Origin of the sequence: Ralstonia sp. OTU4908 (assembly GCF_038440115.1) — a bacterium.
In the GTDB taxonomy this organism is placed as follows: Bacteria; Pseudomonadota; Gammaproteobacteria; order Burkholderiales; family Burkholderiaceae; genus Ralstonia; species Ralstonia pickettii.
In genome coordinates this window covers 34,656-58,344 of record NZ_JASATD010000020.1, presented here as the reverse complement: position 1 = coordinate 58,344, position 23,689 = coordinate 34,656, and the positions used below count along the sequence as shown (strand labels likewise).

At 65.2% G+C, this 23,689-nt stretch carries 21 protein-coding genes; 8 read left to right on the top strand and 13 right to left on the bottom strand.

Annotation, left to right across the window (positions count from 1 at the left end; translation table 11 throughout):
• Positions 1 to 43 precede the first annotated feature (43 nt).
• The 10 genes from AAHM38_RS17080 to AAHM38_RS17035 all read right to left on the bottom strand — a co-directional run bounded on the left by AAHM38_RS17080 (position 44) and on the right by AAHM38_RS17035 (position 9,394).
• Positions 44 to 427 carry an MAPEG family protein gene (locus tag AAHM38_RS17080; RefSeq protein ID WP_116574716.1) on the bottom strand — a complete coding sequence of 128 codons (384 nt, stop codon included), beginning with the start codon at positions 425 to 427 and terminating at the stop codon, positions 44 to 46.
• Between the two features lie 87 nt (positions 428 to 514).
• The gene (locus AAHM38_RS17075) at positions 515 to 736 is read right to left on the bottom strand and encodes an RNA-binding S4 domain-containing protein (protein ID WP_012435106.1); all 222 of its coding nucleotides are present in this window, start codon (positions 734 to 736) and stop codon (positions 515 to 517) included.
• A 16-nt stretch (positions 737 to 752) separates the two neighbouring features.
• The gene (locus AAHM38_RS17070) at positions 753 to 1,316 is read right to left on the bottom strand and encodes a YceI family protein (RefSeq protein ID WP_009238751.1); all 564 of its coding nucleotides are present in this window, start codon (positions 1,314 to 1,316) and stop codon (positions 753 to 755) included.
• A 45-nt stretch (positions 1,317 to 1,361) separates the two neighbouring features.
• Positions 1,362 to 3,092 (bottom strand): glutamine--tRNA ligase/YqeY domain fusion protein, encoded by a 1,731-nt coding sequence (locus AAHM38_RS17065; protein WP_116574717.1) that lies wholly within the window; start codon positions 3,090 to 3,092, stop codon positions 1,362 to 1,364.
• 62 nt (positions 3,093 to 3,154) lie between these two features.
• Positions 3,155 to 4,174 (bottom strand): lipase secretion chaperone, encoded by a 1,020-nt coding sequence (locus tag AAHM38_RS17060; RefSeq protein ID WP_257019792.1) that lies wholly within the window; start codon positions 4,172 to 4,174, stop codon positions 3,155 to 3,157.
• Between the two features lie 67 nt (positions 4,175 to 4,241).
• Positions 4,242 to 5,240 (bottom strand): lipase family alpha/beta hydrolase, encoded by a 999-nt coding sequence (locus AAHM38_RS17055; protein WP_116574719.1) that lies wholly within the window; start codon positions 5,238 to 5,240, stop codon positions 4,242 to 4,244.
• Between the two features lie 191 nt (positions 5,241 to 5,431).
• Entirely contained in the window at positions 5,432 to 6,934 is a 1,503-nt protein-coding gene (locus AAHM38_RS17050) for a tripartite tricarboxylate transporter permease (protein WP_065857188.1), read from the bottom strand.
• Between the two features lie 19 nt (positions 6,935 to 6,953).
• Positions 6,954 to 7,376 carry a tripartite tricarboxylate transporter TctB family protein gene (locus AAHM38_RS17045; RefSeq protein ID WP_257019794.1) on the bottom strand — a complete coding sequence of 141 codons (423 nt, stop codon included), beginning with the start codon at positions 7,374 to 7,376 and terminating at the stop codon, positions 6,954 to 6,956.
• 296 nt (positions 7,377 to 7,672) lie between these two features.
• Complete coding sequence (locus AAHM38_RS17040; RefSeq protein ID WP_009238745.1) at positions 7,673 to 8,125, bottom strand: DUF2214 family protein; 453 nt, start codon at positions 8,123 to 8,125, stop codon at positions 7,673 to 7,675.
• Positions 8,126 to 8,173: 48 nt separating this feature from the next.
• Positions 8,174 to 9,394 (bottom strand): CaiB/BaiF CoA transferase family protein, encoded by a 1,221-nt coding sequence (locus AAHM38_RS17035; RefSeq protein WP_116574721.1) that lies wholly within the window; start codon positions 9,392 to 9,394, stop codon positions 8,174 to 8,176.
• Between the two features lie 182 nt (positions 9,395 to 9,576).
• On the opposite strand from AAHM38_RS17035, the gene alaS reads away from it, so the two are divergent.
• The 4 genes from alaS (at position 9,577) to AAHM38_RS17015 (ending at position 17,025) form a co-directional block, all read left to right on the top strand.
• A complete protein-coding gene (gene alaS, locus AAHM38_RS17030; protein ID WP_116574722.1) occupies positions 9,577 to 12,219 on the top strand; it encodes an alanine--tRNA ligase in 2,643 nt (880 codons plus the stop codon).
• A gap of 304 nt (positions 12,220 to 12,523) precedes the next feature.
• Positions 12,524 to 13,639 (top strand): purine-nucleoside phosphorylase, encoded by a 1,116-nt coding sequence (locus tag AAHM38_RS17025; protein ID WP_116574723.1) that lies wholly within the window; start codon positions 12,524 to 12,526, stop codon positions 13,637 to 13,639.
• Complete coding sequence (locus AAHM38_RS17020; protein WP_116574724.1) at positions 13,636 to 14,685, top strand: purine-nucleoside phosphorylase; 1,050 nt, start codon at positions 13,636 to 13,638, stop codon at positions 14,683 to 14,685. Before AAHM38_RS17025 ends, AAHM38_RS17020 begins: the two co-directional genes overlap by 4 nt.
• A 231-nt stretch (positions 14,686 to 14,916) precedes the next feature.
• Positions 14,917 to 17,025, top strand: a complete 2,109-nt coding sequence (locus AAHM38_RS17015; RefSeq protein WP_012761533.1) for a TonB-dependent siderophore receptor — start codon at positions 14,917 to 14,919, stop codon at positions 17,023 to 17,025.
• Positions 17,026 to 17,031: 6 nt separating this feature from the next.
• Here the strand turns inward: AAHM38_RS17015 and AAHM38_RS17010 are convergent, their stop codons facing one another.
• From AAHM38_RS17010 to AAHM38_RS17000, 3 genes are all read right to left on the bottom strand, one after another.
• Positions 17,032 to 17,790 (bottom strand): slipin family protein, encoded by a 759-nt coding sequence (locus AAHM38_RS17010; protein WP_065857198.1) that lies wholly within the window; start codon positions 17,788 to 17,790, stop codon positions 17,032 to 17,034.
• 11 nt (positions 17,791 to 17,801) lie between these two features.
• The gene (locus tag AAHM38_RS17005; RefSeq protein ID WP_116574725.1) at positions 17,802 to 19,190 is read right to left on the bottom strand and encodes an NfeD family protein; all 1,389 of its coding nucleotides are present in this window, start codon (positions 19,188 to 19,190) and stop codon (positions 17,802 to 17,804) included.
• Between the two features lie 73 nt (positions 19,191 to 19,263).
• Positions 19,264 to 20,172, bottom strand: a complete 909-nt coding sequence (locus tag AAHM38_RS17000; RefSeq protein ID WP_116574726.1) for a LysR family transcriptional regulator — start codon at positions 20,170 to 20,172, stop codon at positions 19,264 to 19,266.
• Between the two features lie 103 nt (positions 20,173 to 20,275).
• On the opposite strand from AAHM38_RS17000, the gene AAHM38_RS16995 reads away from it, so the two are divergent.
• From AAHM38_RS16995 to AAHM38_RS16980, 4 genes are all read left to right on the top strand, one after another.
• On the top strand, positions 20,276 to 21,490 hold the full coding sequence (locus AAHM38_RS16995) for a YbfB/YjiJ family MFS transporter (protein ID WP_009238736.1): 1,215 nt from the start codon (positions 20,276 to 20,278) through the stop codon (positions 21,488 to 21,490).
• 75 nt (positions 21,491 to 21,565) lie between these two features.
• The gene (locus AAHM38_RS16990) at positions 21,566 to 22,351 is read left to right on the top strand and encodes a class II aldolase/adducin family protein (RefSeq protein WP_116574727.1); all 786 of its coding nucleotides are present in this window, start codon (positions 21,566 to 21,568) and stop codon (positions 22,349 to 22,351) included.
• A 55-nt stretch (positions 22,352 to 22,406) separates the two neighbouring features.
• The gene (locus AAHM38_RS16985; protein ID WP_004629375.1) at positions 22,407 to 22,595 is read left to right on the top strand and encodes a 4-oxalocrotonate tautomerase; all 189 of its coding nucleotides are present in this window, start codon (positions 22,407 to 22,409) and stop codon (positions 22,593 to 22,595) included.
• Positions 22,596 to 22,629: 34 nt separating this feature from the next.
• Complete coding sequence (locus AAHM38_RS16980) at positions 22,630 to 23,676, top strand: threonine aldolase family protein (RefSeq protein ID WP_009238734.1); 1,047 nt, start codon at positions 22,630 to 22,632, stop codon at positions 23,674 to 23,676.
• Positions 23,677 to 23,689 lie beyond the last annotated feature (13 nt).

The window sequence follows — 23,689 nt, the reverse complement described above, 5'->3', positions numbered from 1 at the left end:
ACGGCGCCACCTGGGCGCCGTTTCTTCCTGGCGGAGCGGATGTTCAGTGCGCAAAGGCCGGTTGCACGAACAGCGCAACGCACAAGGCAAAGCCCGCAAACCACATCAGCGAACGCAGCGGTGCCCAGTTGGCGAGATAGCACACCGTGTACAGCACGCGCACCACGATAAATGCGATGGCCAGCAGGTTGATGCGGTCGATGACGCCGCCGCCCAGGATGGCCACCAGCACGGCCACCGCAAAGAGCGGAAACGCTTCGAAGTGATTCTGCTGTGCGGCGGCGGCACGGGCCGCTACGCCGGTCTGCTGTGCAAGCCACGCGCGCGGGTTGCGATTGTCGTACCGCGGGCCTTTGGCCTTGGCGATGCCGACGCACACGATCGGCAACACTGCAGCCACCAGAACGCACCAGAGGGCGATCGGCATGGTCAGTCTCCTGGAAATGGATGGTGTGATGGTGCCGCACCGTAGCACAAGGTGCGTTTTCAAACACCAGAGGCGCTAGTCGATGGGTTAGTCGATTCCCTGCACGGCAATGCGCACGTCACCGAGCATGACGACCTGGCCGGCGCGAATCTTGGCGGTCTTGCGCAGTTCCGGCTGGCCGTCGACCGTGACCGCACCATCGGCGACCACCGCCTTGCCGGCGCCGCCGCTGTCCACCACGCCGGTGAGCTTGAGCAGCTTGTGCAGCTCGATGTATTCGGTGGTCAAGGCGAAATCGATATTGGGCATGGATGGATTGCGAGATTTATTGGGGCGTGGCTTCCACGCTGATGTCGAGGTCGACGCGGTCACCCACGTCGGGCAGGAAACGCGTCATGCCGAAGGCGCTGCGGGCAATGGCGAGGTGGAAGTCACCGCCGCAAACGTGGCGCGTGCTGCCGGGCATCTTTTCGTCGCCGCAACTGAAACGGCGCACCTCTAGCCGCACAGGCTGCGTCACACCGTGCAGCGTCAGGTTGGCCTCAATGGCGATGAGCTTGCCGCCTTCCACGACAAAGCGGTCGCTGCGCAGGCGGATGACCGGAAACTTCGCAGCGTCGAGAAACTGCTCCGATTTCAGCACGCCATCCAGCACGCGCAGGCGCGTGTTGATGGAGTCGGCGTCGACGGTGAAATCGAAGCCGCCCTGGTGGGTGGCTTCATCGAAGTTGATGGCGCCGTCGATCTTGTCGAAGCGGCCGCGCATCGTGCTCCGATCAAAATGCGATGCGCCGAAGTAGACCGATGTGTGCGCCAGGTCTGGCGCAAATGACGCGGCGAAGGCGGGAGAGGTGAACAACCCCGCCAGCAATAGAATCCATGCACGCATGATGCCTCCGATTATCAGAGGCCCATGGCGCGCATGGGCCTGTGCTTACTTGCCCCAGCTGTCCTTCAGGCCGACCACGCGGTTGAATACGGGCTTGCCCGGCTGCGAGTCGATGCGGTCTGCCACGAAGTAGCCATGGCGCTCGAACTGGAAGCGGTCTTCCGCCTTGGCCGTAGCCAGCGTCGGCTCCAGGAAGGCCGTGACGATCTTCTTGGAGTTCGGGTTCAGTGCATCCAGGAAGTTCTTGTCGCCCGAATCCGGCTGCGGGTCGCTGAACAGGCGGTCGTACAGGCGCACTTCAGCTTCCAGCGCATGTGCGGCGCTCACCCAGTGGATGTTGCCCTTCACCTTCACGCTGTCAGCACCCGGCGTGCCACTCTTCGTGTCCGGAATGATGTTGGCGTGCACGGCGGTGATGTTGCCGTCGGCATCCTTGTCGCAGCCGGTGCATTCGATCACATAGCCGTAGCGCAGGCGCACCTTGTTGCCCGGGAAGAGGCGGAAGTAGCCCTTGGGCGGCGTCTCGGTAAAGTCTTCGCGCTCGATCCACAGCTCACGCGTGAGCGGGAATTCGCGGCGGCCGAGTTCGGATTGCTTCGGGTGCACGGGTGCGGAGCACGGCTCGTTGAAATCGGCCGGCACGTTGTCGAGCACCAGTTTGACCGGGTCCAGCACGGCCACCGAGCGCGGCGCACGCGCGTCGAGGTCGTCGCGCACGGCGCCTTCCAGGATGCTCATGTCGATCCAGCTGTCGGCCTTCGACACGCCCACGCGTTCGCAGAACAGCTGGATCGATTCGGGCGTGTAGCCACGGCGGCGGATGCCAACGAGCGTCGGCATGCGCGGGTCGTCCCAGCCGTCGACGCGCTTTTCCGTCACCAGTTGCAGCAGCTTGCGCTTGCTGGTGATGGCGTAGGTGAGGTGCAGGCGCGCGAATTCGTATTGATGCGGCAGCGGGGCGGCCAGCACGCCGGCATCACGCAGGTGGTCGAGCACCCAGTCATACAGCGGGCGGTTGTTCTCGAACTCCAGCGTGCAGAGCGAATGCGTGATGTTCTCCAGCGCATCGGAAATGCAATGCGTGAAGTCGTACATCGGGTAGATGCACCACGCGTCGCCGGTGCGGTGGTGATGCGCATGGCGGATGCGGTACAGCACCGGGTCGCGCATCACGATGTTCGGTGCGGCCATGTCGATCTTGGCACGCAGCACGTGCTCGCCGTCCTTGTACTTGCCGGCGCGCATGTCGCGGAACAGCGCCAGGTTTTCGTCCACCGAGCGGTCACGGAACGGCGATGGCGTGCCCGGGCGGGTGAAATCGCCCCGATTGGCGGCGATCTGCTCGGCGCTCTGGCTGTCGACGTAGGCCACGCCGCGCTGGATCAGCACCTCGGCAAAGCCGTAGAGCTGCTCGAAGTAGTCGCTGGCGTAGTACAGGTGTTCGCCGCCGGCGTCGCTCCACGAGTAGCCGAGCCAGTGCACGGCGTCGATGATGGAATCGACGTATTCGGTGTCTTCCTTGACGGGGTTCGTGTCGTCGAAGCGCAGGTGGCAGCGGCCGTTGTAATCGCGGGCCATGCCGAAGTTCACCCAGATGCTCTTGGCGTGACCGATGTGCAGGTAACCGTTGGGCTCCGGCGGAAAGCGCGTGACCACCGGCGGAATCGGCTGGCCAGTGGCGTCCTTGCGATTGGCGTAGGTGCCTTGTGCGAGATCGGCGTCAATGATCTGGCGCAGGAAGTTGGACGTCGGGGCGGTGGCGTTGTCTTGGCTCATGGGAGTGCGTGATTCGGCAATCCCGGGATTTTACCGTGCCCGGCGCTCCGCGCCCCGGGACGCTATTTACGCTGGGCCAGGCCATCGAGCGCCTGTGCGCGCAACAGCTCATGCGAGGCGGTGAAGGTCTGTTGGCGCAGTTGTGCGATTTGCGCGGCCCGATCGGCATCCGACAGGCCGGCAAAGGCGTTGATGCGATCGCGTTCACGGGCGTACGCGTCGTAGCGGTTGCGCCAGTCGGCTTCCTCGCGATTGCCCTGGATGAGGCGGTCGGCTACCAGGTTGTCCACCCCCCGGGCCGACAGGCGCTGGCGCATCTCGGCTTCGCTCATGCCCTGCTTTGTCCACGTTTCCATGTCGGCGGCGAGCTTGAGCGGGGCGGAGGCGTCGCGGCGCGCCTGCTGTACCGATGGCGGGAGATTGGCGTCGATGGCGGCGATCCTGGCCGTACGCTGTTCCGGCGTGAGCGACGGGTCGGCCATCACAGCGAGGCGGTCGAGCGCGGCGGCGTCCATCGCGTCGTCATCGCCATACCAGGCCTGGGCGACGTCCGCGCCAAGGTATTGGCGACGCAGCGCGGTGCGCTCGCTCAACTGCTGGCGCAGCGTGGCGATCAGCTCCGGGCGCTGCTGGACCTGTTCGAGGCTCGGCTTGTTGCGGCTGGTGGCGCCGGTTTGAGCCGCCGCCTTGCGATAGGCCAGGTAGTGCTGGAGCAGCGATTGCGCTTCTGCCAGTGCCGGCGTGATCAGCTTGGCGCGCAGATGCGCCTCGGCCATCGACACACGCTGCACCTCGGGCAGCGAGGCGGGCACGTCGAGGAAGTAGTCGAACACCGCGCGATTGGCGGCTTCGAGGATGAGGTGGCCGCTCGTATCCACATGCAGGCCGTCCGGCGCCTGTGTATCGGCCAGCTCCGGTGCAGGCGCGGCCTGTGCCGAAGGTTCGGCGCCGACACTGCCGATGAAGGCGCCCTTGGCCGCCTGCGGCTGCGCCATGGGGGCGTCAGGCGCGTCCGACGCATGCCACCAGTAGACTCCGCCCGCCATCGACACCGCCACCAGCACGGCGACAACAAACGTCATGGGCTGTATCGAGGGCGATTGGGGCTTCATGGTGGCGAATGCCTTGGGTGGTCGAATGCTCGGATGGTCAGAGACCGGCCGTCTTCAGCCGATTGGCCTGCGTGCGGATCACCGCGACCGGGTCGGCCGCGCCCCAGCCGATCAGGCCGAGCAACTGGTTGACCTCATCCAGGTGGTTCCACGCGTAATCCGTCGACAAGACCTGCCCGAACTTCGCGCTGCATACGGAGACAAGCCCGTCGTTCGTCCCCGAACCGCGCGCCTGCATGACGCCGCCGCTGAAAATCAGCACCGGATCAAACACGTCGAGCACGTTCGTGGCAGTGGAGCGGCCCGTCCACGAATACAGCTTCTGCAGGTTGCCGTTGCGCACGTCGGTGGCGCTGCCGGTGTTGCATCCGCTGGCGAGGCCCGCGCTGGGGAACGCCTTGTTGAAATCAGCCGCACCCGATGTCGACAGGATATGCAGCGCCGCAAAGCCGTTCTGCGGATTGCTGTTGCCGTTGAACCAGCCGAGCACCGAGCCGAAGACGTCGGCACCGAGGTTCACGAGCGCCTTGAACGGGGCCGGTGTCGATTCCACAAAGTCCGCGAACTCGGACCCCTTGTGCGGCGTGCCGATGGTAGTGACGGAGGCTACGAGGTTCGGCACCACGGCGGCTGCATAGCGCGATGTCAGTCCGCCCTGGCTGTGTCCGATGAGGTTGACCTTGGCGGCGCCCGTCGTAGCCAGCACGCTGCGGATCTGGCTGACCAGCTGTTCGCCGCGCACGGTTTCATCGTTGAAGGCGGAGACGTCGGCCACGTAGACATTGGCGCCGTTGGCACGCAGGTCTTCGGGGATCTGATACCAGTAATCGACCACGCCGAGAAACTTGCTGGTGCCCGACAGGCCATGCACCAGCACGATCGGGTACTTGGTTGCCGCATAGGTGCCGGCGGCCTGCGCCGGGGCGACGGTACCCAGGGTGAGGGCGGAGGTGGCCAAGACGGCGGCTGCAGCGTGCGTGCGCAGGAAGCCGCGCACTGATCCATACACAACATGGAACAGGGAAGTCTGTGACATTCGGTTGTCTCCTGGACATTGGATAGGTGGTCGACCTCTTTGGGTCGATCGCCCTCCGTTATCCGAAGCGCCGTGCCCAACGTCAACTGGAGTGGAGGTTTGGCTCTAATGCTGCGCCGCCGCGTGCGCAAACAAAAACCGGAGGGCAGGCCTCCGGTTTCGTAGGGTGCGATGCAGCAACATCGCCACGCTTATTCTTCTTGAAACGCTTCCACGCGTTTTCTGTTGATGGCGGGCAGCGCCACCAGCAGGACGAGGATGCCCGCCGCAATCAGCAGCCCCAGCGACAGCGGCCGCGAGACGAACGTGGAGAAATCCCCGCGTGACAGCAACAGCGCGCGGCGGAAGTTTTCTTCCATCATCGGCCCCAGCACGAAGCCGAGCAGCATGGGCGCTGGCTCGCAGCGCAGCTTGACGAACATGTAGCCGATCAATCCGAACAGCGCCGTCTGGAAGATATCGAACGTCGTATTCGACACTGAATACACGCCGATGCAGCAGAACACCAGGATGGCCGGATACAGGAAGCGATACGGCACCTTCAACAGGCGTACCCACACGCCGATCATCGGCAGGTTCAGCACGATCAGCATCAGGTTGCCAATCCACATCGAGGCGATGAGGCCCCAGAACAGCGCCGGGTTGCTGGTCATCACCTGCGGGCCGGGCTGGATGTTGTGGATGGTCATCGCGCCCACCATCAGCGCCATCACTGCGTTGGGCGGAATGCCCAGCGTGAGCAGTGGGATGAAAGACGTCTGCGCCGCAGCATTGTTGGCCGATTCCGGGCCCGCCACCCCTTCGATGGCGCCCTTGCCGAATTCGCTCGAATACTTCGAGGTTTTCTTCTCCAGCGAGTACGACGCGAACGATGCCAGCGTCGCGCCGCCGCCGGGCAGGATGCCCAGGAGCGAGCCCAGCGCCGTGCCGCGCAGTACGGCCGGGATCATGCGCTTGAAGTCTTCGCGGCTAGGCCAGAGGTTGCGGACGTGCTCGACAAAGGTTTCACGATGCTCCTTCTGTTCGAGGTTGGCGATGATCTCGGCAAAGCCGAACACGCCCATCGCCACCGACACGAAGTTCAGCCCGTCGGCCAGCTCCGGCACGTCGAACGAATAACGCGCGGTGCCCGAGTTCACATCGGTGCCGACCAGGCCCAGCAGCAGGCCCAGGACGATCATCGCAATCGCCTTGATGAGCGAGCCCGACGCCAGCACCACCGCGCCGATCAGCCCCAGCACCATCAGCGAGAAATACTCCGCCGGCCCGAAGTTGAACGCGAATTCCGACAGCGGCGTGGCAAATGCCGCCAGGACCAGCGTGGCCACGCAGCCTGCGAAGAACGAGCCCAAGCCCGCGGTGGCGAGCGCCACGCCCGCGCGCCCGCGCCGCGCCATCTGGTAGCCATCGATGGTGGTCACCACCGAAGAGGATTCGCCCGGCAGATTGACGAGGATGGCCGTGGTGGAACCGCCGTACTGCGCACCGTAGTAGATGCCGGCCAGCATGATCAGCGCGGCCACCGGCGGCAGCGCGTACGTGGCCGGCAGCAGCATCGCAATCGTGGCGATGGGGCCCAGGCCCGGCAGCACGCCGATCAGCGTACCGAGCACGCAGCCGATGAACGCGTAGATCAGGTTCTGGATGGAAAGCGCGGTCGAAAAGCCGAGCGCGAGGTTGGCAAAGAGGTCCATGGTGTCGTGTGCCTCGCGCTCAATTGCCGATGAAGGCGGGCCACACCGGGAACTGCAGCTTGAGCCCGTAGACAAACGCCGCGAGGCTCATCACCACCATCACGATGGCGGTGCCGGCCGCGCCCTTCAGCGTGAACTCGTGGCTGGCCATGCTGGAGACCAGCACGAGCACCACAAGCGAGAGCACCAGCCCCAGCGGTTGCAGCAGCAGCCCGAACAGCACCACGGAGCCGAGAACCCACAGCAGCGTCTTGACGTCCCAACGCGGAATGCGGTCGACCACGCCCTTGCGCGACAGCGATTGCACGACTACCACCACGCCCAGCAGCACAAGCACCACGCCCAGCCAGAACGGGAAGTAGCCCGGGCCCATGCTGCCGGCCGTGCCCATGCGGTAGCTGCGCGCCAGAAGGGCAAACGCCGCTCCGGCGACGATGAACATGACGCCGGATGCAAAGTCCTGGTGACTGCGGATCACCGGACGACCTCGTGGATCGTTCTGCAAGTCTGGTCTCCTCGGGATGGCGTGCCGCGCGGGTTCGGCGGGCCGCCTTATGCCTGGTAAGGCGACCAAGTTTGCACGCTAAGCAGACCGGCTTTCAAGCAGCTTGCGGAGGGGAGGGTATGCCGCTTCATGAGCCGGCGCGGCGCCCCGGGCAAACGGTTCAGGGTTTGTCCCTAGCGTTGCCCTGGGCAACATTGGGGCCGCACCGCGCGGTTGCGCGGTCCCCGGTGCAATTACATGCCGATACCGCGCGCCATCAGCACGGCCGCCAACGGAATGAAGATGATCAGGTGCGACTCGACCATGACCCAGCGGCGCGTCTTGGCAATCTCCGACGGCGTGGGCACGAAGTCGGGCAGCGTCTTGCCCTGCTTCTTCCAGCGCAGGATGTTGATGGTCGGAACAATCGACATCAGCCCCACGAGAATGAACAGCCCGATCTTGATGTGGAAGATCGGGTTGTGGACATAAAACGCGTAGCCCTTCGCACCGTAAATCACACGCAGCACGCCGGTGACAACCACCGCGACGGCCGCCACGCCGTACACAGCGTCATAACGTCCCAGGCGTTTGCGGATCTCCGGCGTCATGTCGGGACGCAGCACCACGGCCTCGGCGGTGAGAAAGACGATTAGCGTGAAGATCGAGATGTAATGCAAGTAAGCCAGCAACGCATCAAGCCACATGTGGACCTCGTCAGGGGTGGGGAAATGGTTTGCGCCAAATGCTCCGGTTCAGATCACGCCGCGCCTGCGCAGCGAGTCGACCTGGTCCGCGCTCAGGTTCAACACGTCGCGCAGCACGGCCCCGGTGTGCTCGCCAAGCAGCGGCGGGTGGCTGGCGGCCTTGGGCGGCGTGGCGCTCATCTTGACGGGGCTGCCGACAAGCTTGACAGTGCCCGCGCTCGGATGCGGAAGATCGACACGCAGGCCACGCGCCTGCACCTGCTCGTTGTCGAACACCTCGTCGAGCGAATTGATCGGGCCGCACGGCACCCTGGCGGCTTCGAGCTTGTCGATCCATTCGCCTTTGCCGAAGCGCTTGACCATTTCGGCCAGGATCGGCACCAGCACGTCGCGGTTGGCCACGCGCTGCGGGTTGGTGGCAAAGCGCGGGTCGTCGGCCAGCTCGGGCATGCCGCCCGCATCCACAAAGCGCCGGAACTGCCCGTCGTTGCCGACCGCCACGATGATCCAGCCATTGGCTGCCTGGAACGTCTGATACGGCACGATGTTCGGATGCGCATTGCCCCAGCGCTTGGGCGCCTGGCCGCTGGCGAGGTAGTTGGTGTTCATGTTGGCCAGCATGGCGACCTGCACGTCGAGCAACGCCATGTCGATGTACTGGCCTTCGCCGGTGCGGTCCCGGTGCGCGAGCGCGGCGAGCACGGCCACGGTGGCGTACATGCCGGTCATCAGATCCGAGATAGCCACGCCGGCCTTTTGCGGACCGCCGCCGGGCAGGTCGTCGCGCTCGCCGGTCAGGCTCATGAAGCCGCCCATGCCTTGCACGATGAAGTCATAGCCGGCGCGGGCGGCGTAAGGGCCGGTCTGGCCGAAGCCCGTGATCGAGCAGTAGACGAGGTCTGGCTTCACGGCCTTGAGCGATGCATAGTCGAGCCCGTATTTCGCGAGCTGGCCGACCTTATAGTTCTCGAGCACCACATCGGCGTGCGCGGCGAGCTGGCGGACGATGTCCTGGCCCTCGGGCGTGCTGATGTCGACGGTGATCGACCGCTTGTTTCGATTGGCGGCGAGGTAATAGGCGGCTTCGGCGGTGTTGTTGCCCGCTTCGTCCTTGAGCCACGGCGGGCCCCATGTGCGCGTGTCGTCGCCGGCGCCGGGACGCTCCACCTTGATGACGTCGGCGCCAAAATCGGCAAGGTTCTGTGCGCACCAGGGGCCGGCAAGCACGCGGGTCAGGTCGAGAACACGGAGATGGCTCAGAGCGCCCATGGATTGACGAATCGACACGATTGGAACGGGTGCACTCTACACCACGCTCCGGGGTACCCCCAGCCCCATGCGACGAATGGGCGCTAATACATTAGCAACCCCGTATAATCAATGGTTTGCACTGATCCAAGATGCGCCGGGCGGTTGCCCCAGGCGCCATGCTGACTCCGGCACCCCGCGACATGAAAGCCTCCGATATCCGCCAAAAATTCCTGACGTTCTTTGAGGGCAAGGGCCACACCGTGGTGCGCTCTTCGCCGCTGGTGCCGGGCAACGACCCGACGCTGCTGTTCACCAACTCCGGCATGGTGCAGTTCAAGGACGTCTTCCTCGGTACCGACAAGCGCCCGTACGTGCGCGCGGCCTCCGTGCAGCGCTGCCTGCGCGCCGGCGGCAAGCACAACGACCTGGAAAATGTCGGCTACACGGCGCGCCACCACACGTTCTTCGAAATGCTCGGCAACTGGTCGTTCGGCGACTACTTCAAGCGCGACGCACTCGTGTGGGCGTGGGAGCTGCTGACGCAGGAATACAAGCTGCCGGCTGAGAGGCTGTGGGCCACCGTCTACCAGACCGACGACGAGGCCTACGACATCTGGACCAAGGTCATCGGCCTGCCGCCCGAGCGCGTCGTGCGCATCGGCGACAACAAGGGCGCGCCGTATGCCTCCGACAACTTCTGGCAGATGGCCGAAACCGGCCCGTGCGGCCCGTGCTCGGAAATCTTCTACGACCACGGCCCGGACGTCTGGGGCGGCCCCCCGGGAAGCCCGGAAGCCGACGGCGACCGCTACATCGAAATCTGGAACAACGTGTTCATGCAGTTCGATCGCCAGCTCGATCCGGCGACCGGCGAATACACGCTGACTCCGTTGCCCGCACCGTGCGTCGACACCGGCATGGGCATGGAACGCCTGGCTGCCATCCTGCAGCACGTGCACAGCAACTACGAGATCGACCTGTTCCAGGCGCTCATCGCTGCCGCTGCGCGCGAGACGAACACGAAGGATCTGGCCAACAACTCGCTGCGCGTGATTGCCGACCACATCCGTGCATGCTCCTTCCTGATCGTCGACGGCGTGATCCCGGGCAATGAGGGCCGCGGCTACGTGCTGCGCCGGATCATCCGCCGCGCCATCCGTCACGGTTACAAGCTCGGCTGCCGCGCAGCGTTCTTCCACAAGCTGGTGGACGACCTCGTCGCGCAGATGGGCGAAGCCTATCCGGAACTGCGCGAGGCGCGCGACCGCGTGGTCGAAGTGCTGCGCACGGAAGAGGCGCGCTTCTTCGAGACCATCGAGCACGGCATGTCGATCCTCGACGCCGCGCTGGGCGAGCTGAAGACCTCGGGTGCCAAGATGCTCGACGGCGAGCTGGCCTTCAAGCTGCACGACACCTACGGTTTCCCGCTGGACCTGACGCAAGACGTCTGCCGCGAGAACGACGTGATCGTCGACGAAGCCGCCTTTGACGCCGCCATGACCCGCCAGCGCGAGCAGGCACGCGCCGCCGGCAAGTTCAAGATGGCCGCCGGCACGCTCGACTACACCGGCGACAAGACGACGTTCCACGGCTACGAGCAGCTTGTGCGCGAAACCGCGCGTGTGACGGCGTTGTTTGTCGACGGTGCATCGGTGCAGGAAATGCATCCGGGCCAGACCGGCGTGGTGGTACTGGACCACACCCCGTTCTATGCGGAATCGGGCGGCCAGGTTGGCGACCAGGGCACGCTCAAGGCTGCGACCGTCTGGTTTGATGTGGTCGACACGCTCAAGGTGCAGCCGGACGTGTTCGGCCACCACGGCGAGCTGCGCACCGGCGTGCTGAAGGTTGGCGATGCCGTGGCGGCGGAGGTGGACGCAGTGCGCCGCGCGCGCACCATGCGCAACCACTCGGCCACCCACCTGATGCACAAGGCCCTGCGCGAAGTGCTGGGCAGCCACGTGCAGCAGAAGGGCTCGCTGGTGGATGCGGAAAAAACCCGCTTCGACTTCTCGCACAACGCACCGATGACGCCGCTGCAGATCCGCGAAGTGGAAGCGCGCGTCAACGCAGAAATTTTCGCCAACGCGGCCACGAGCGCCCAGCTCATGGGCTTTGACGACGCAGTCAAGAATGGCGCAATGGCGCTTTTCGGCGAGAAGTACGGCGACGAAGTGCGCGTGCTGTCGATCGGTTCGTCGAAGGAACTGTGTGGCGGCACGCACGTGGCGCGCACGGGCGACATCGGCCTGTTCAAGATCGTGAGCGAATCGGGCGTGGCGGCGGGGATTCGCCGTGTGGAGGCCATCACTGGCGACAACGTGCTGCATTACCTGCAGACGCTCGATACGCGCATCAACGAAGCGGCTGCCGTACTGCGTGCGCAGCCGTCGGAACTGACGTCGCGCATCGTGCAGGTGCAGGACCAGGTCAAGACGCTCGAGAAGGAACTGGAGCGCCTGAAATCGAAGCTGGCCGCAAGCCAGGGCGACGAACTCGTGAGCCAGGCCGTGGACGTTGCCGGTATCAAGGTGCTGGCTGCCAAGCTGGACGGCGCCGATGCCAAGACGCTGCGCGAGACCATGGACAAGCTCAAGGACAAGCTGCAGACCGCCGCCATCGTGCTGGGCAGCGTGACCGACGGCAAGGTCGCGCTGATTGCCGGCGTGACGGCTGATGCCACGGCCAAGGTCAAGGCGGGCGAACTGGTCAACTTTGTCGCCCAGCAAGTCGGCGGCAAGGGCGGCGGCCGCCCGGACATGGCGCAGGCTGGCGGTACGGAACCGGACAACCTGCCGCAGGCGCTGGCCGGCGTGGCGGCGTGGGTGCAGCAGAAGGTCTGATGTAAGCCTTCGCACCGGATGCGCTGAACGGCGCGCGTTCCTGGAAACGGGGCGCGCGCCGTTCGCCTTTGGGGCCCCATTCCGTGCGCCGCGCACGCATCGCAGTCTTGTATAAGCCAGCTTGACAAGTTGGCTGGCAAACGCCAGCCGCTAGAGACAGGCCCCGCCATGGCCTATACCGGAACACGTTGCCGATTGCGTAGAGATTGTGTGCCCCCTGGCAGGCAATTTGCATCGGTGGCGCGCGCTGTTCCCCACAGCGCGGGTTGATCCCATCCCTACCCCCAAAAATCCGAGGAGAACCATGAGCGTCCTATCTGACAAGGTCGACGCCCCGCCACCGCAGCCGCCGCACCGGCTGCTCGGGCGCAAAGGCAAACGATTGGCCCGTGCCGTCGCGGTTGGCGCGCTGCTGACGGCGGGCGTTGGCGCGTCGACGCAGCCGGGTGCGCAACTCGCACCGGAATCGCACGCGCGCAAGGTCAAGGTGCTGATCATCAGCATGTTCGCGCCCGAGGCGCAGCCGTGGATCGACAAGCTCGGCCTCACGCAGGACGTGCCGGTGCCGGGCCTGTCCATCGACTACCCGAACGTGCATTGCAATGCCAGCGACGTCTGCCAGCTCACCACGGGCATGGGCAAGGCGAATGCCGCGTCGTCGGTCTCGGCGCTCATCTACAGCGGCAAGTTCGATCTGCAGCGCACGTACTTCCTGGTGGCGGGCATTGCGGGGATCGATCCGTCGCAGGGCACGCTCGGCAGCGCGGCGTGGGCGCGCTTCCTCGTCGACAGCGACATCGCGTGGGAGATCGATGCGCGCGAGGTGCCCGCCAGCTGGCCGAACGGTTTCATCGGCATCAACACGCAAGGCCCAGGGCAGAAACCGCCGCTGGATTACAAGACCGAAGTCTTTCGCGTGAACGAGGCGCTGCTGCAGAAGGCCCTGGCGCTCTCCAAGGGCGCGGTGCTGGACGACAACGCCACCGCACGGGCCTATCGTGCCAACTACCCGAGCGCACCCGCCAACCAGCCGCCCTCTGTCGTGCAATGCGACACCGCTGCCGGCAACACGTACTGGCACGGCGCCAAGCTGGGCGAGCGCGAAGCCGCGTGGGTCAAGCTGCTGACGGACGGGCAGGGCACGTATTGCACCACGCAGCAGGAAGACAACGCCACCTTTGAGGCGCTCACGCGCGGCGCGAAGGCGGGGCTGCTCGATCTGCAGCGGGTGGCCGTGCTGCGCACTGCATCCAACTTCGATCGGCCGTATCCGGGGCAGACACCGTACGACTCGCTGGTCAACAGCAAATCGGGCGGGTTCGTGCCTTCGCTCAACAACCTGTACTTGGCGGGCGGTCCGCTGGTCAACGAGATCGTCACGCGCTGGAGCGTGTGGAAACACGGAGTGCCCTCGCCATGATCGATTCCCGATTCAAGATGCCCGTACCGCGTTTGCGTACGATCGCCAAGCTCTGCGCCGTCGGTGCCGCAGCGCTGACCTTGAACAGCTGCGCGTATGACGGAGTGAAGGTCATCGTCATCAACATGTTCCAGGGCGAAGCCCAACCCTTTATCGACCGCTACGACCTGAAGGAGAAGGTCTACATCTCCGGCCTGTCGCCCGACGCGCCCAACATGCTGTGCAACTACGACGGCATCTGCCAGGTCACCACGGGCATGGGCTACGCAAATGCCGCGTCGACGATTTCCGCGCTGCTCTATCGCAGCAAGCTGGATCTCTCGCACACGTACTTTGTGATTGCCGGCATTGCGGGCATCGATCCGCGGCAGGGGACGGTGGGCTCGGCGGCGTGGGCGCGGTATGCAGTCGATTACGGTCTTTCGCACGAGATCGATGCGCGCGAGATGCCGGCGGGCTGGCCGTACGGGTACTTCGGCATCGGCACCAAAGGCCCCGGCGAGAAGCCACCGATGGACTATCGCACCGAAGTCTTCCAACTCAACGAGACGCTGCTGCAGAAGGCCTACACGCTGTCGAAATCGGCGACGCTGGAAGACAGCCCCGAGGCCATCGCCTTCCGCAAGAACTACGCGTATGCGCCGGCCAACCAGCCGCCCGCCGTCATCCAGTGCGACGTGGCTTCCGCCGATACATGGTGGGCCGGCCGCAACCTCGGCCAGCGGGCGCGTGACTGGGTGAAGACGATGACCGACAACAAGGGCAACTACTGCACGACGGCGCAAGAAGACAACGCTACGCTGGAAGTCCTGACGCGCGGCGCCCGTGCCGGCAAGGTCGATTTCAGCCGTGTGGCATTGCTGCGTGCCGGGTCCGACTTCGATCGCCCATACGACGGCCAGAGCGCCTCCGACGGGCTCATCAACTACGCGCAGCAGGGCGGCTTTGTGCCGGCCACGCACAACCTCGTCAATGCGGCCAAGCCGTTATTGGACGACATCGTGCAGCACTGGCCCCAGTGGAAACAGGGGGTGCCGGCGAATTAACAGTTGCTGACATCACATTTCAATCTATATAATGCGAATCATTCTCATTTGATGGAAGGCCAGGGGCGAATGCCCGACCGCTGACCACGCTCCCACCGGGCGAGCCAGCAGGTTTCCACCTGCCAGCCAACGGATCGACGCGCCGCGTGATGTATTGCGGCGCGTTTTCTCTTCTCTCAGCGCATTTCCGCGCGTCCGGTTTCGCCAATCCTGATCGACCCTTTGCCCGCGATGAACCGTCATCTCGCGGCTCGCGCCTTCTCGTGCGCGCTCGCCGCCATTCCTCTTGCCGTTTCCACATTGGCGCATGCCGAAGCAGGCCAGCCGGCCGCAGGTAGTGCCACGCTCCACCTGAACGAGGCGACCGTCACGGCAGGCAGCCAGCGGGGCTTTGCAGCCAGCACGGCACAGGTCGGAGCGTTCCGCGGGATGGCGTTGCGCGACATCCCTGCCACCGTGAACGTGGTCACGCGAGAGGCGCTCGACGCGCAGCAGGACACGTCGCTGTACGACGCCCTGCGCAATACGGCCGGCGTGACGCGCCAGCAGCTTTCAGGCGAAACGTTCGACAACCTCGCCATCCGCGGCGTGACGCTGGAGAACCGCACCAATTTCCGCTTCAACGGCTCGATGCCGATGGCTGCACTCACGGCGATCCCGCTGGAAGACAAGGAACGCGTGGAGGTGCTCAAGGGTGTATCGGCGCTGTATTACGGCTACACAACGCCGGGCGGCGTGGTGAACCTCGTGACCAAGCGGGCCGGCAACACGCCGGTGATGACGCTGGGCATGCAGTTCGACAGCAACGGCAGTGTGGTCGGCACGCTGGACGTGGGGCGCCGTTTTGGTGAAGACAATCAATATGGCCTGCGCTTCAACGCGGCGGGCGGTTCGCTGCAGTCGCCGACGAGCGGCATTGACGGTACGCGCCAGCTCGCCGCCGTGGCCTTCGACTGGAAGGTCAGCAGCCGGCTCAGCCTGAAAGCCGACGTGGAATATTCGCGCAAGGTCATCACCGAACAGTCGGTGGTGACGCTGCCCGCCGCAAAAAATGGCGTCATCACGCTGCCGGCCATGCCCGATCCGGCCAAACGCATTGCGCCGGGCTGGGCCGATTTTGACGGCAACAACACCAACGCATTGCTGCGTGCCGATTACACGCTCGCCGATGCATGGCTGCTGACGGTAGAGGGTGGCGTGTCGGAGACGGCGCGGACGCGGGCGTTCTCCGAATTTCGGCTGACGAACACGCTGACGGGCGCCGGCATGTTGTCGGGCCAGCGGCAGAGCGGTCGCTGGAATACCAGCCACGTGCGGGTAGACGTTTCCGGTACCGAGAAGACGGGGTGGATCACGCATGACCTGACCTTTGGCGTGGCGCGATCCGACATGCGTCAGGCGGCCGTGTACTCGGACCGCTTCTCAGGCGCGCAGAACCTGTACAACCCGGTCGACCTTGGCTGGCTGCCGACCACCGGCACCGGCTTTACCGCCGAGCAGCGCGCCGTAGACAGCGGCGTCTACGCGCTGGATCGCATGACGCTGTCGGAGCACTGGCAGGTGATCGCCGGACTGCGCTACACGCGCTATACCAGCGAGCAGGCGCCCAACCGTTATGAAGCCAGCAAGACCACGCCGCTGGGGGCGGTCATCTACAAGTTCACGCCGACGCTGTCGGCGTATGCGTCGTACGCACAAGGCCTGGAAGCCGGAGCGCGCGCCCCAAATACGGCCGCCAATGCCAATGTGGCCATGCCGCCCGCGCTGTCGGAGCAGAAGGAACTCGGCCTGCGTTACGAAACACCGGCCGGCACACAGCTCGCCGCTGCCGTGTACGACATCGACCGCGCGGCGAGCTACACCAACGACGCGAACATCTTCGTGCAGGACGGCCGCGAGCGGATTCGGGGTATCGAGCTGACCGCGCAAGGCCGCGTCACCCAGGATTTGTCGCTGCTGGCCTCGGCCGGCTGGACGGACGCGAAGTTCCGCGGCGTCGGCAACGGCCTCGACGCAAAGACGCCGGAAAACACGCCGCGCAGCACCGCCAGCATCTTTGCCGAATACACGTTGCCGATGCTGCGTGCTGTCTCGTTCAACGCGGGCGCCTACTACCTCGGCCCACGGCCTGTGAACGACGCCAACCAAGCAGAGCTGGGCGGCACGACGCTCTTCAGCGCAGGCGTGCACTATGTGACGCGGATTTCGGGCAAGCGCGCGACGCTGCAATTCAATGTCGACAACCTGACCGACAAGCGTTACTGGGCGGGCGCCGGGAACAATCGTCTGTCGATGGGGGCGCCGCGGCTGTTCAAACTCGGCATGAAGATCGATCTGTGATGCGTGTCAGCCAGCGGCCGCTTTCTTCACTGCGCCCAGCACTTCCATCGGCAGCGGAAAGACAATCGTCGAGCTTTTGTCGCCGGCGATCTGCGTGAGCGTCTGGAGATAGCGCAACTGGATTGCCTCGGGCTGCTGGGCCAGCATGCGTGCGGCTTCGAGCAGCTTTTCCGACGCCTGCAGTTCGCCTTCTGCGTGGATGACCTTGGCGCGGCGTTCGCGCTCGGCCTCGGCCTGACGGGCGATGGCGCGGATCATCGATTCGTTCAGGTCGACGTGTTTGATCTCCACGTTCGCGATCTTGATGCCCCACGGGTCGGTCTGGATGTCGAGCACCTTCTGGATGTCGAGGTTGAGCTTTTCGCGCTCGGCCAGCATCTCGTCCAGCTCGTGCTTGCCCAGGATGGCCCGCAGCGTCGTCTGGGCGAGCTGGCTGGTCGCTTCCAGATAGTTGGCCACCTGGATGATGGCGCGCTCCGGATCGACTACACGGAAATACACCACCGCATTGACCTTGACCGAAACGTTGTCGTGCGAGATCACGTCCTGCGGCGGCACGTCCATCACAACCGTACGCAGATCCACGCGCACCATTTGCTGGATCGCCGGCACGATCAGCACCAGCCCCGGGCCCTTCACGCGCCAGAAGCGGCCCAGCAGAAACACCACGCCGCGCTCGTATTCGCGCAGCACCCGGAACGACGAGATGACCAGCAGCACGGCCAGGAAGATCAGGCCGCCTGCGCTGAAGAAGCCGTAAAGCATTTTTCTTCTCCTTATGAAGACGCCGCGAGGGGGGCAACGGGTTCCACCATCAGCGTCAGCCCACGCCGGCCGATCACGCGCACCTGATCGCCACGCGCGATGCCACCATCGCAGCGCACACGCCAGCGCTCGCCATGGATGCGCGCCCAGCCGTCACTGTCGGCATCGGCGTCCGGTGTATCGACGTCCACTACTTCGCCTGTCATGCCGATGAGCGTATCGCCGCCGGTCACGATCGGCCGCCGTCGCGCACGCACCGCCAGGCTGGAGAGCGCTAGAACAACGGTCAGGCTCACGAAAGCCAGTCCGATGATGAGCGGAAGCGGCACGCCAAAGCCCGGCGTTTGCGTATCGATCAGCATCACCGCACCCAGCACGAACGCAACGATGCCGCCCACGCCGAGCGCGCCGAACGTCGGCAGGAATGCTTCAGCCACCATACAGCCGAGGCCAAGTGCAATGAGGGCGAGCCCCGCGTAGTTGATCGGGAGCATCTGCAGCCCGTAGAGCGCCACCACGATGCACACGGCGCCGAGGATGCCGGGCACGACCATGCCAGGGGTCGAGAATTCGAAGATCAGTGCGTACACGCCCACCGTCAGCAGTAGCAGCGCCAGGCTTGGGTCGGTAATGACGCCGAGGAAGTGATTGCGCCAGTCGGGCTCCAGCGTGACGATCGTGGCTTCGGCTGTACGCAACGTGACCATGCCGGCGGACGTGCGCACCGCGCGGCCATCGACTTGTTTGAGCAGATCAGGGAGGTTTGCCGCAACAAGATCGATCACGTGCTGGCTGGCGGCTTCGGGCGCGTCGAGGCTCACGGCCTCACGCACGGCGCGCTCAGCCCATTCCGCGTTGCGACCGCGCAGTTGCGCCAGGCCCCGGATGTAGGCCGCCGCGTCGTGCATCTGCTTGCGGGCGAGGGTGTCTTCGTTGCTGGAGGAGGCGGCTGGCGCGCTGGCCGGTGTGGCGCCAGGGCTGGGAGCGTGCCCGCCCATGCCGATCGCTACCGGAGAGGCCGCACCCAGGTTCGTGGCGGGCGCCATTGCGGCAACGTGGCATGCATAAAGGATGTAGGTGCCCGCGCTCGCTGCCCGCGCGCCACCGGGGGCCACGTAGCCAGCCACCGGCACGGGCGACGCAAGGATGGCCTGAATGATCTGGCGCATCGACGCATCGAGGCCGCCGGGCGTATCCATTTGCAGTACGACAAGCTGCGCACCTTGGTCGCGCGCCTGTTGCAGGCCGCGGATCACGTAGGCCGCGCTGGCTGGCCCGATGGCACCGTTGACCGGCAACACCACGACCGGCGCCGCTGCCACGGCAAGGCTGGTCCAGACTGCGGCGACGACCGCTGCCAACCATCCCATCCAACGCCGCATCCGCAACGACGGTCGCATTCGCGCCTCCGTCCGTGATTGCCGCGCTTTGCCCGATCAGACCGGCGGCACGGTCCCAGCATCCGCTTTCAGTTTAGGCGGCAATGGCTTCCCGCGCGGTCTTGCTTGCCGCTGCTTGGGGCTCGCTCAGCACCTGCAGGAGCGCCTGCAGGGAGGGTCCGGCCATGTCGCGGTGCCAGGCAAGCAGCGTGTCGACACGGCCCGGCTTGCCGAGCGCGTGGATGCTGATTTCCGGAGCATTCGTATACAGCTCCAGCACCGAGCGGGGCACGAACGCCACACCAATACCGGCTGCCGCGCACGCGATGATGGCGTGGTACGAGCCAAGCTCCAGCACCCGCGATGGCGCCACACCGTCTGCCGCAAACCAGTCTTCGATCAATTGCCGATAGGCGCAGCCGGCTTCGAACGCGAGCAGGCCCGTGGTCTGTACATCCGAAGCGCGACGGATCGGTGGATGGGCGCGGTGGGCAATCAGTACCAGTTCTTCCGAGAAAGCCGGCAGCGTTGTCATGGCGGCGCGCCTGTTGTTCGAGCACGCGGTTTCGGCAACGAACGCGCAATCGACTTCAAAGTTCGATAGTGCCTGGAGGGAGTGGCGCGTGGTCATCGTCACCAGTTCAAGCTGCACGCGCGGCCAGCGTTGATGCAGCGTGGCCAGCAGGGCAGGAAGGCGGCTGGCCGCCGTGCTTTCCATCGAGGCGATGCGCAGGCGCCCGTGCGGTTCGCGCGGCTGCACGGCCTGGCGAGCCTCGGCGGCCAGGCGGAGGATGTCGTCGGCGTAGGTCAGCAGGGTCTGCCCGGCGGGCGTGAGCACCATGCGCTTGCTCTCACGTACGAAGAGTTGCACGCCGAGCGAAGTCTCCAGCTGTCGGATGCGGGTCGTCACATTCGACTGCACGCGATTGAGCTGCTGCGCCGCCCGCGTGACGCCGCCTTCGCGCACGACAGCGCGGAAGATCTCGAGCGAGGACAGATCCATGATGTATCTCAAATGCTAATGGGTTTGTTCAATATAATTCATTTTTCAGGATGAGCGGCCTTGCGTACGATGAAGTGCCAATTCCCTCATCCGGGCCCACTCCATGGAGCACACGCTGTCTTCTCCCTCAGCCTTGTCCGCCGCGCATTCCCAGCGAGCCAGCGCTTGGCGCGTGGCGATTGCGGGCATGGTGGCGCTGTCCGTGGCGATGGGCATCGGCCGTTTCGCCTTCACGCCGATCCTGCCGATGATGCTGCACGACGGCAGCCTGACGCTGGCGCAGGGCAGTTGGCTGGCCACCGGCAATTACCTGGGCTATTTCGTGGGCGCGCTGGCCTGCATGGCAGTGCGCGGCGATGCAGCGCGCCTCATCCGCATCGGTCTGGTTGCGACGGTGCTGCTGACCGCCGGGATGGGCGTGTTGCAAGGGCAGCCTGCGTGGCTTGTGCTGCGCTTTGCGGCCGGTATGGCCAGCGCGCTGGTGTTCGTATTTACGGCGGGCTGGTGCCTGCATCGGCTGACCGAACTGGGCCACGCGGCGCTCGGCGGCATCATTTTCTGCGGGCCGGGTCTCGGCATCGCCATTCCGGGCCTGGCGGCCAGCGGCATGGTGGCGCTGGGTTGGCATGCAACGTCGGCGTGGATTGCGTTTGGCGTGCTGTCTGCGCTGCTTTCGGCGGCGGTGTGGTCGACCATTCGGCCCGAGGCACCGGCGCATGCCGCTCCGGCGCCCGCCGCGTCCGGCAAGGCACCCGGCCTGGATGCGCCCACCAGCGCGCTCACGATTGCCTACGGTCTGGCCGGGTTCGGCTACATCATCACCGCCACGTTCCTGCCCGTGATCGCCCGCAAGGTGCTGCCTGCAGGTTCGCTCTGGCCCGATCTGTTCTGGCCGATGTTCGGTGCCGGCGTGGCGCTCGGGGCATTCCTTTCCACGCGGATCAGCCTGGCGCGCGACAACCGTTCGCTGCTGGCCACGGCCTATGGCATGCAAGCGGTTGCCGTGACCATCAGCATCGTCTGGCCGACAGTGGCGGGGCTTGCGCTTTCGAGCACGCTGCTAGGCCTGCCATTCACGGCGATCACGCTGTTCGCCATGCGCGAGGCGCGCCGGCTCTGGCCGCATGCCGCGCCGCGTCTGATGGGGCTGATGACGGCCGCGTATGGCATCGGCCAGATCGCCGGGCCGCCGCTGGCGAACCGGCTGTTTGCGGCCACGGGCGGCTTCAATGCATCGCTTGCCGTGGCAGCCGTGTCGCTCGTGGCCGGCGTGGTCATCTTTCTTGTGGTCAAGCGCGTTGCCCCGGCGCGTGCGTGATGCGCGGCATGTAAAGGCGCGGACAGCGCGGTCGGTGCACCCGTTCTAGAATGCCTCCTCCATTGGAGGAGCCTCATGTCTTTTGCCCTGCGCCCCGATGCCGTTGTGCCCGGCGGCGAGATCAGCCAAGCCGAGCGTGCGGTGCGCGTCGATCTGGCAGCCGCGTATCGACTGGCCGCGCTCAACGGTTGGGACGATCTGGTCTACACCCATCTGTCTGCGACCGTGCCGGGCGAGCCCGATCACTTCCTGATCAACGCTTTCGGCCTGGCGTTCGACGAAATCACCGCATCCAACCTCGTCAAGATCCATGGCCGCGGCCAGCTAGTCGGCGATTGGCCCGAGGGCGCTGCGCGTCCGTCCGTCAACGTCACGGGCTTTGCATTGCACGCGGCCGTGCATGCCGCACGGCGCGACGCGCAGTGCGTGATCCATCTGCACAATACGGCGGGCATTGCTGTGTCCGCGCAGAAGCGCGGGCTGCTGCCGCTGTCTCAGCATGCGCTGCGGTTTCATCGGCGCATCGCGTATCACGATTACGAAGGTCTTGCCTTCACGCCGGAAGAGGGCGCGCGCCTTACCGCGTCGCTCGGCCATCATTTCGCCATGCTGCTGCGCAATCACGGCACCCTCACCATCGGCCGGACCGTGGCCGAGGCGCACGTGCTGATGGCCACGCTCATCAAGGCATGCGAGATCCAGCTCCAGGCGCTTGCCGGCGGCGAGGTCGTCTCGCCCGCGCCGCACGTGGCAGATCGCGCGGCGGAACAGCTCGAAGATGGCGGCGCCATCGAAGGCGTGATCGAGTGGCCGGCGCTGTTGCGCAAACTGGATAAAATCGACGCTTCGTATCGCGACTGACGCGACTGATACAACCGCCGCGACTATCAGAGCGACGCACTAAACAGGAGACACCATGCCGACTTTCCATATCGAGATGTTCGAGGGCCGCAGCGTTGAGCAGAAGCGCAAGCTCGTCGAAGAGGTGACGCGCGTCACCTGCGAATCGCTGGGCTGCGCCCCGGGCGCCGTCGACATCATCATCACCGACATCAAGCGCGAGAACTGGGCCACCGGCGGTGTGCTGTGGTCCGAGCAGAAGTAACCCGTCCTCTTCCACCTCCATTTGCCGGCCCGCCATGCAGCCCAAGCAGCATTTCGCCTCAGACAACTACGCGGGCTTCTGCCCGGAGTCGCTGAAGTATTTCCTGGAGGCCAACGGCAGCGGCCATGAGCCGGCCTATGGCGATGATTCGTGGACGCAGCGCGTGTGCGACCGCATTCGCGACCTGTTCGAGACCGATTGCGAAGTCTTCTTCGTCTTCAACGGCACGGCGGCCAATTCGCTGGCGCTGTCGTCGCTATGCCAGTCGTATCACTCCGTGATCTGCCACGAGCTGGCGCACATCGAAACCGACGAATGCGGCGGCCCCGAGTTCTTTTCCAACGGCTCGAAGTTGCTGACCGCCAAGGGCGAGAACGGCAAGCTGACCCCGGATGCGGTGGAAGCCCTCGTCACGCGGCGCTCCGATATCCACTACCCGAAGCCCAAGGTCGTTTCGCTGACGCAATCGACGGAAGTCGGCACCGTCTACACCGTCGACGAAGTCCGCGCGATTGCCGCGATTGCCAAGCGTCGGCAGTTGCGCGTGCATATGGATGGCGCGCGTTTTGCCAACGCGGTGGCCTCGCTTGGGGTGCATCCGTCCGAGATCACGTGGCGTGCCGGTGTGGATGTGCTGTGCTTTGGGGGCACGAAGAACGGTCTGCCGGTCGGCGAGGCGGTTGTCTTCTTCGACCGCCGCCTGGCCGAGGACTTTGCCTATCGCGTGAAGCAGGCTGGGCAGCTGGCGTCGAAGATGCGCTTCATCTCGGCGCCGTGGCTGGGTCTGCTCGAGAACGATGTGTGGCTGCGCAACGCGCGTCACGGCAACGCGATGGCGCAGTTACTGCACGCGCGCATTGCCGACGTGCCGGGCGTGCGCATCATGTTCCCGACCGAGTCGAACGCCGTGTTCGCCGAGTTGCCGGTGCCCGCCATTGAGGCGCTGCGCGCCCGCGGCTGGCGTTTCTACACCTTCATTGGTGCCGGCGGCTGCCGCCTGATGTGTTCGTGGGATGTGGAGCCCGAGACGGTGGAAGCCTTCGCCGCCGACATCCGCAACGCCTGTGAGCAAGCTGTCTAACGCATCTCTCTGC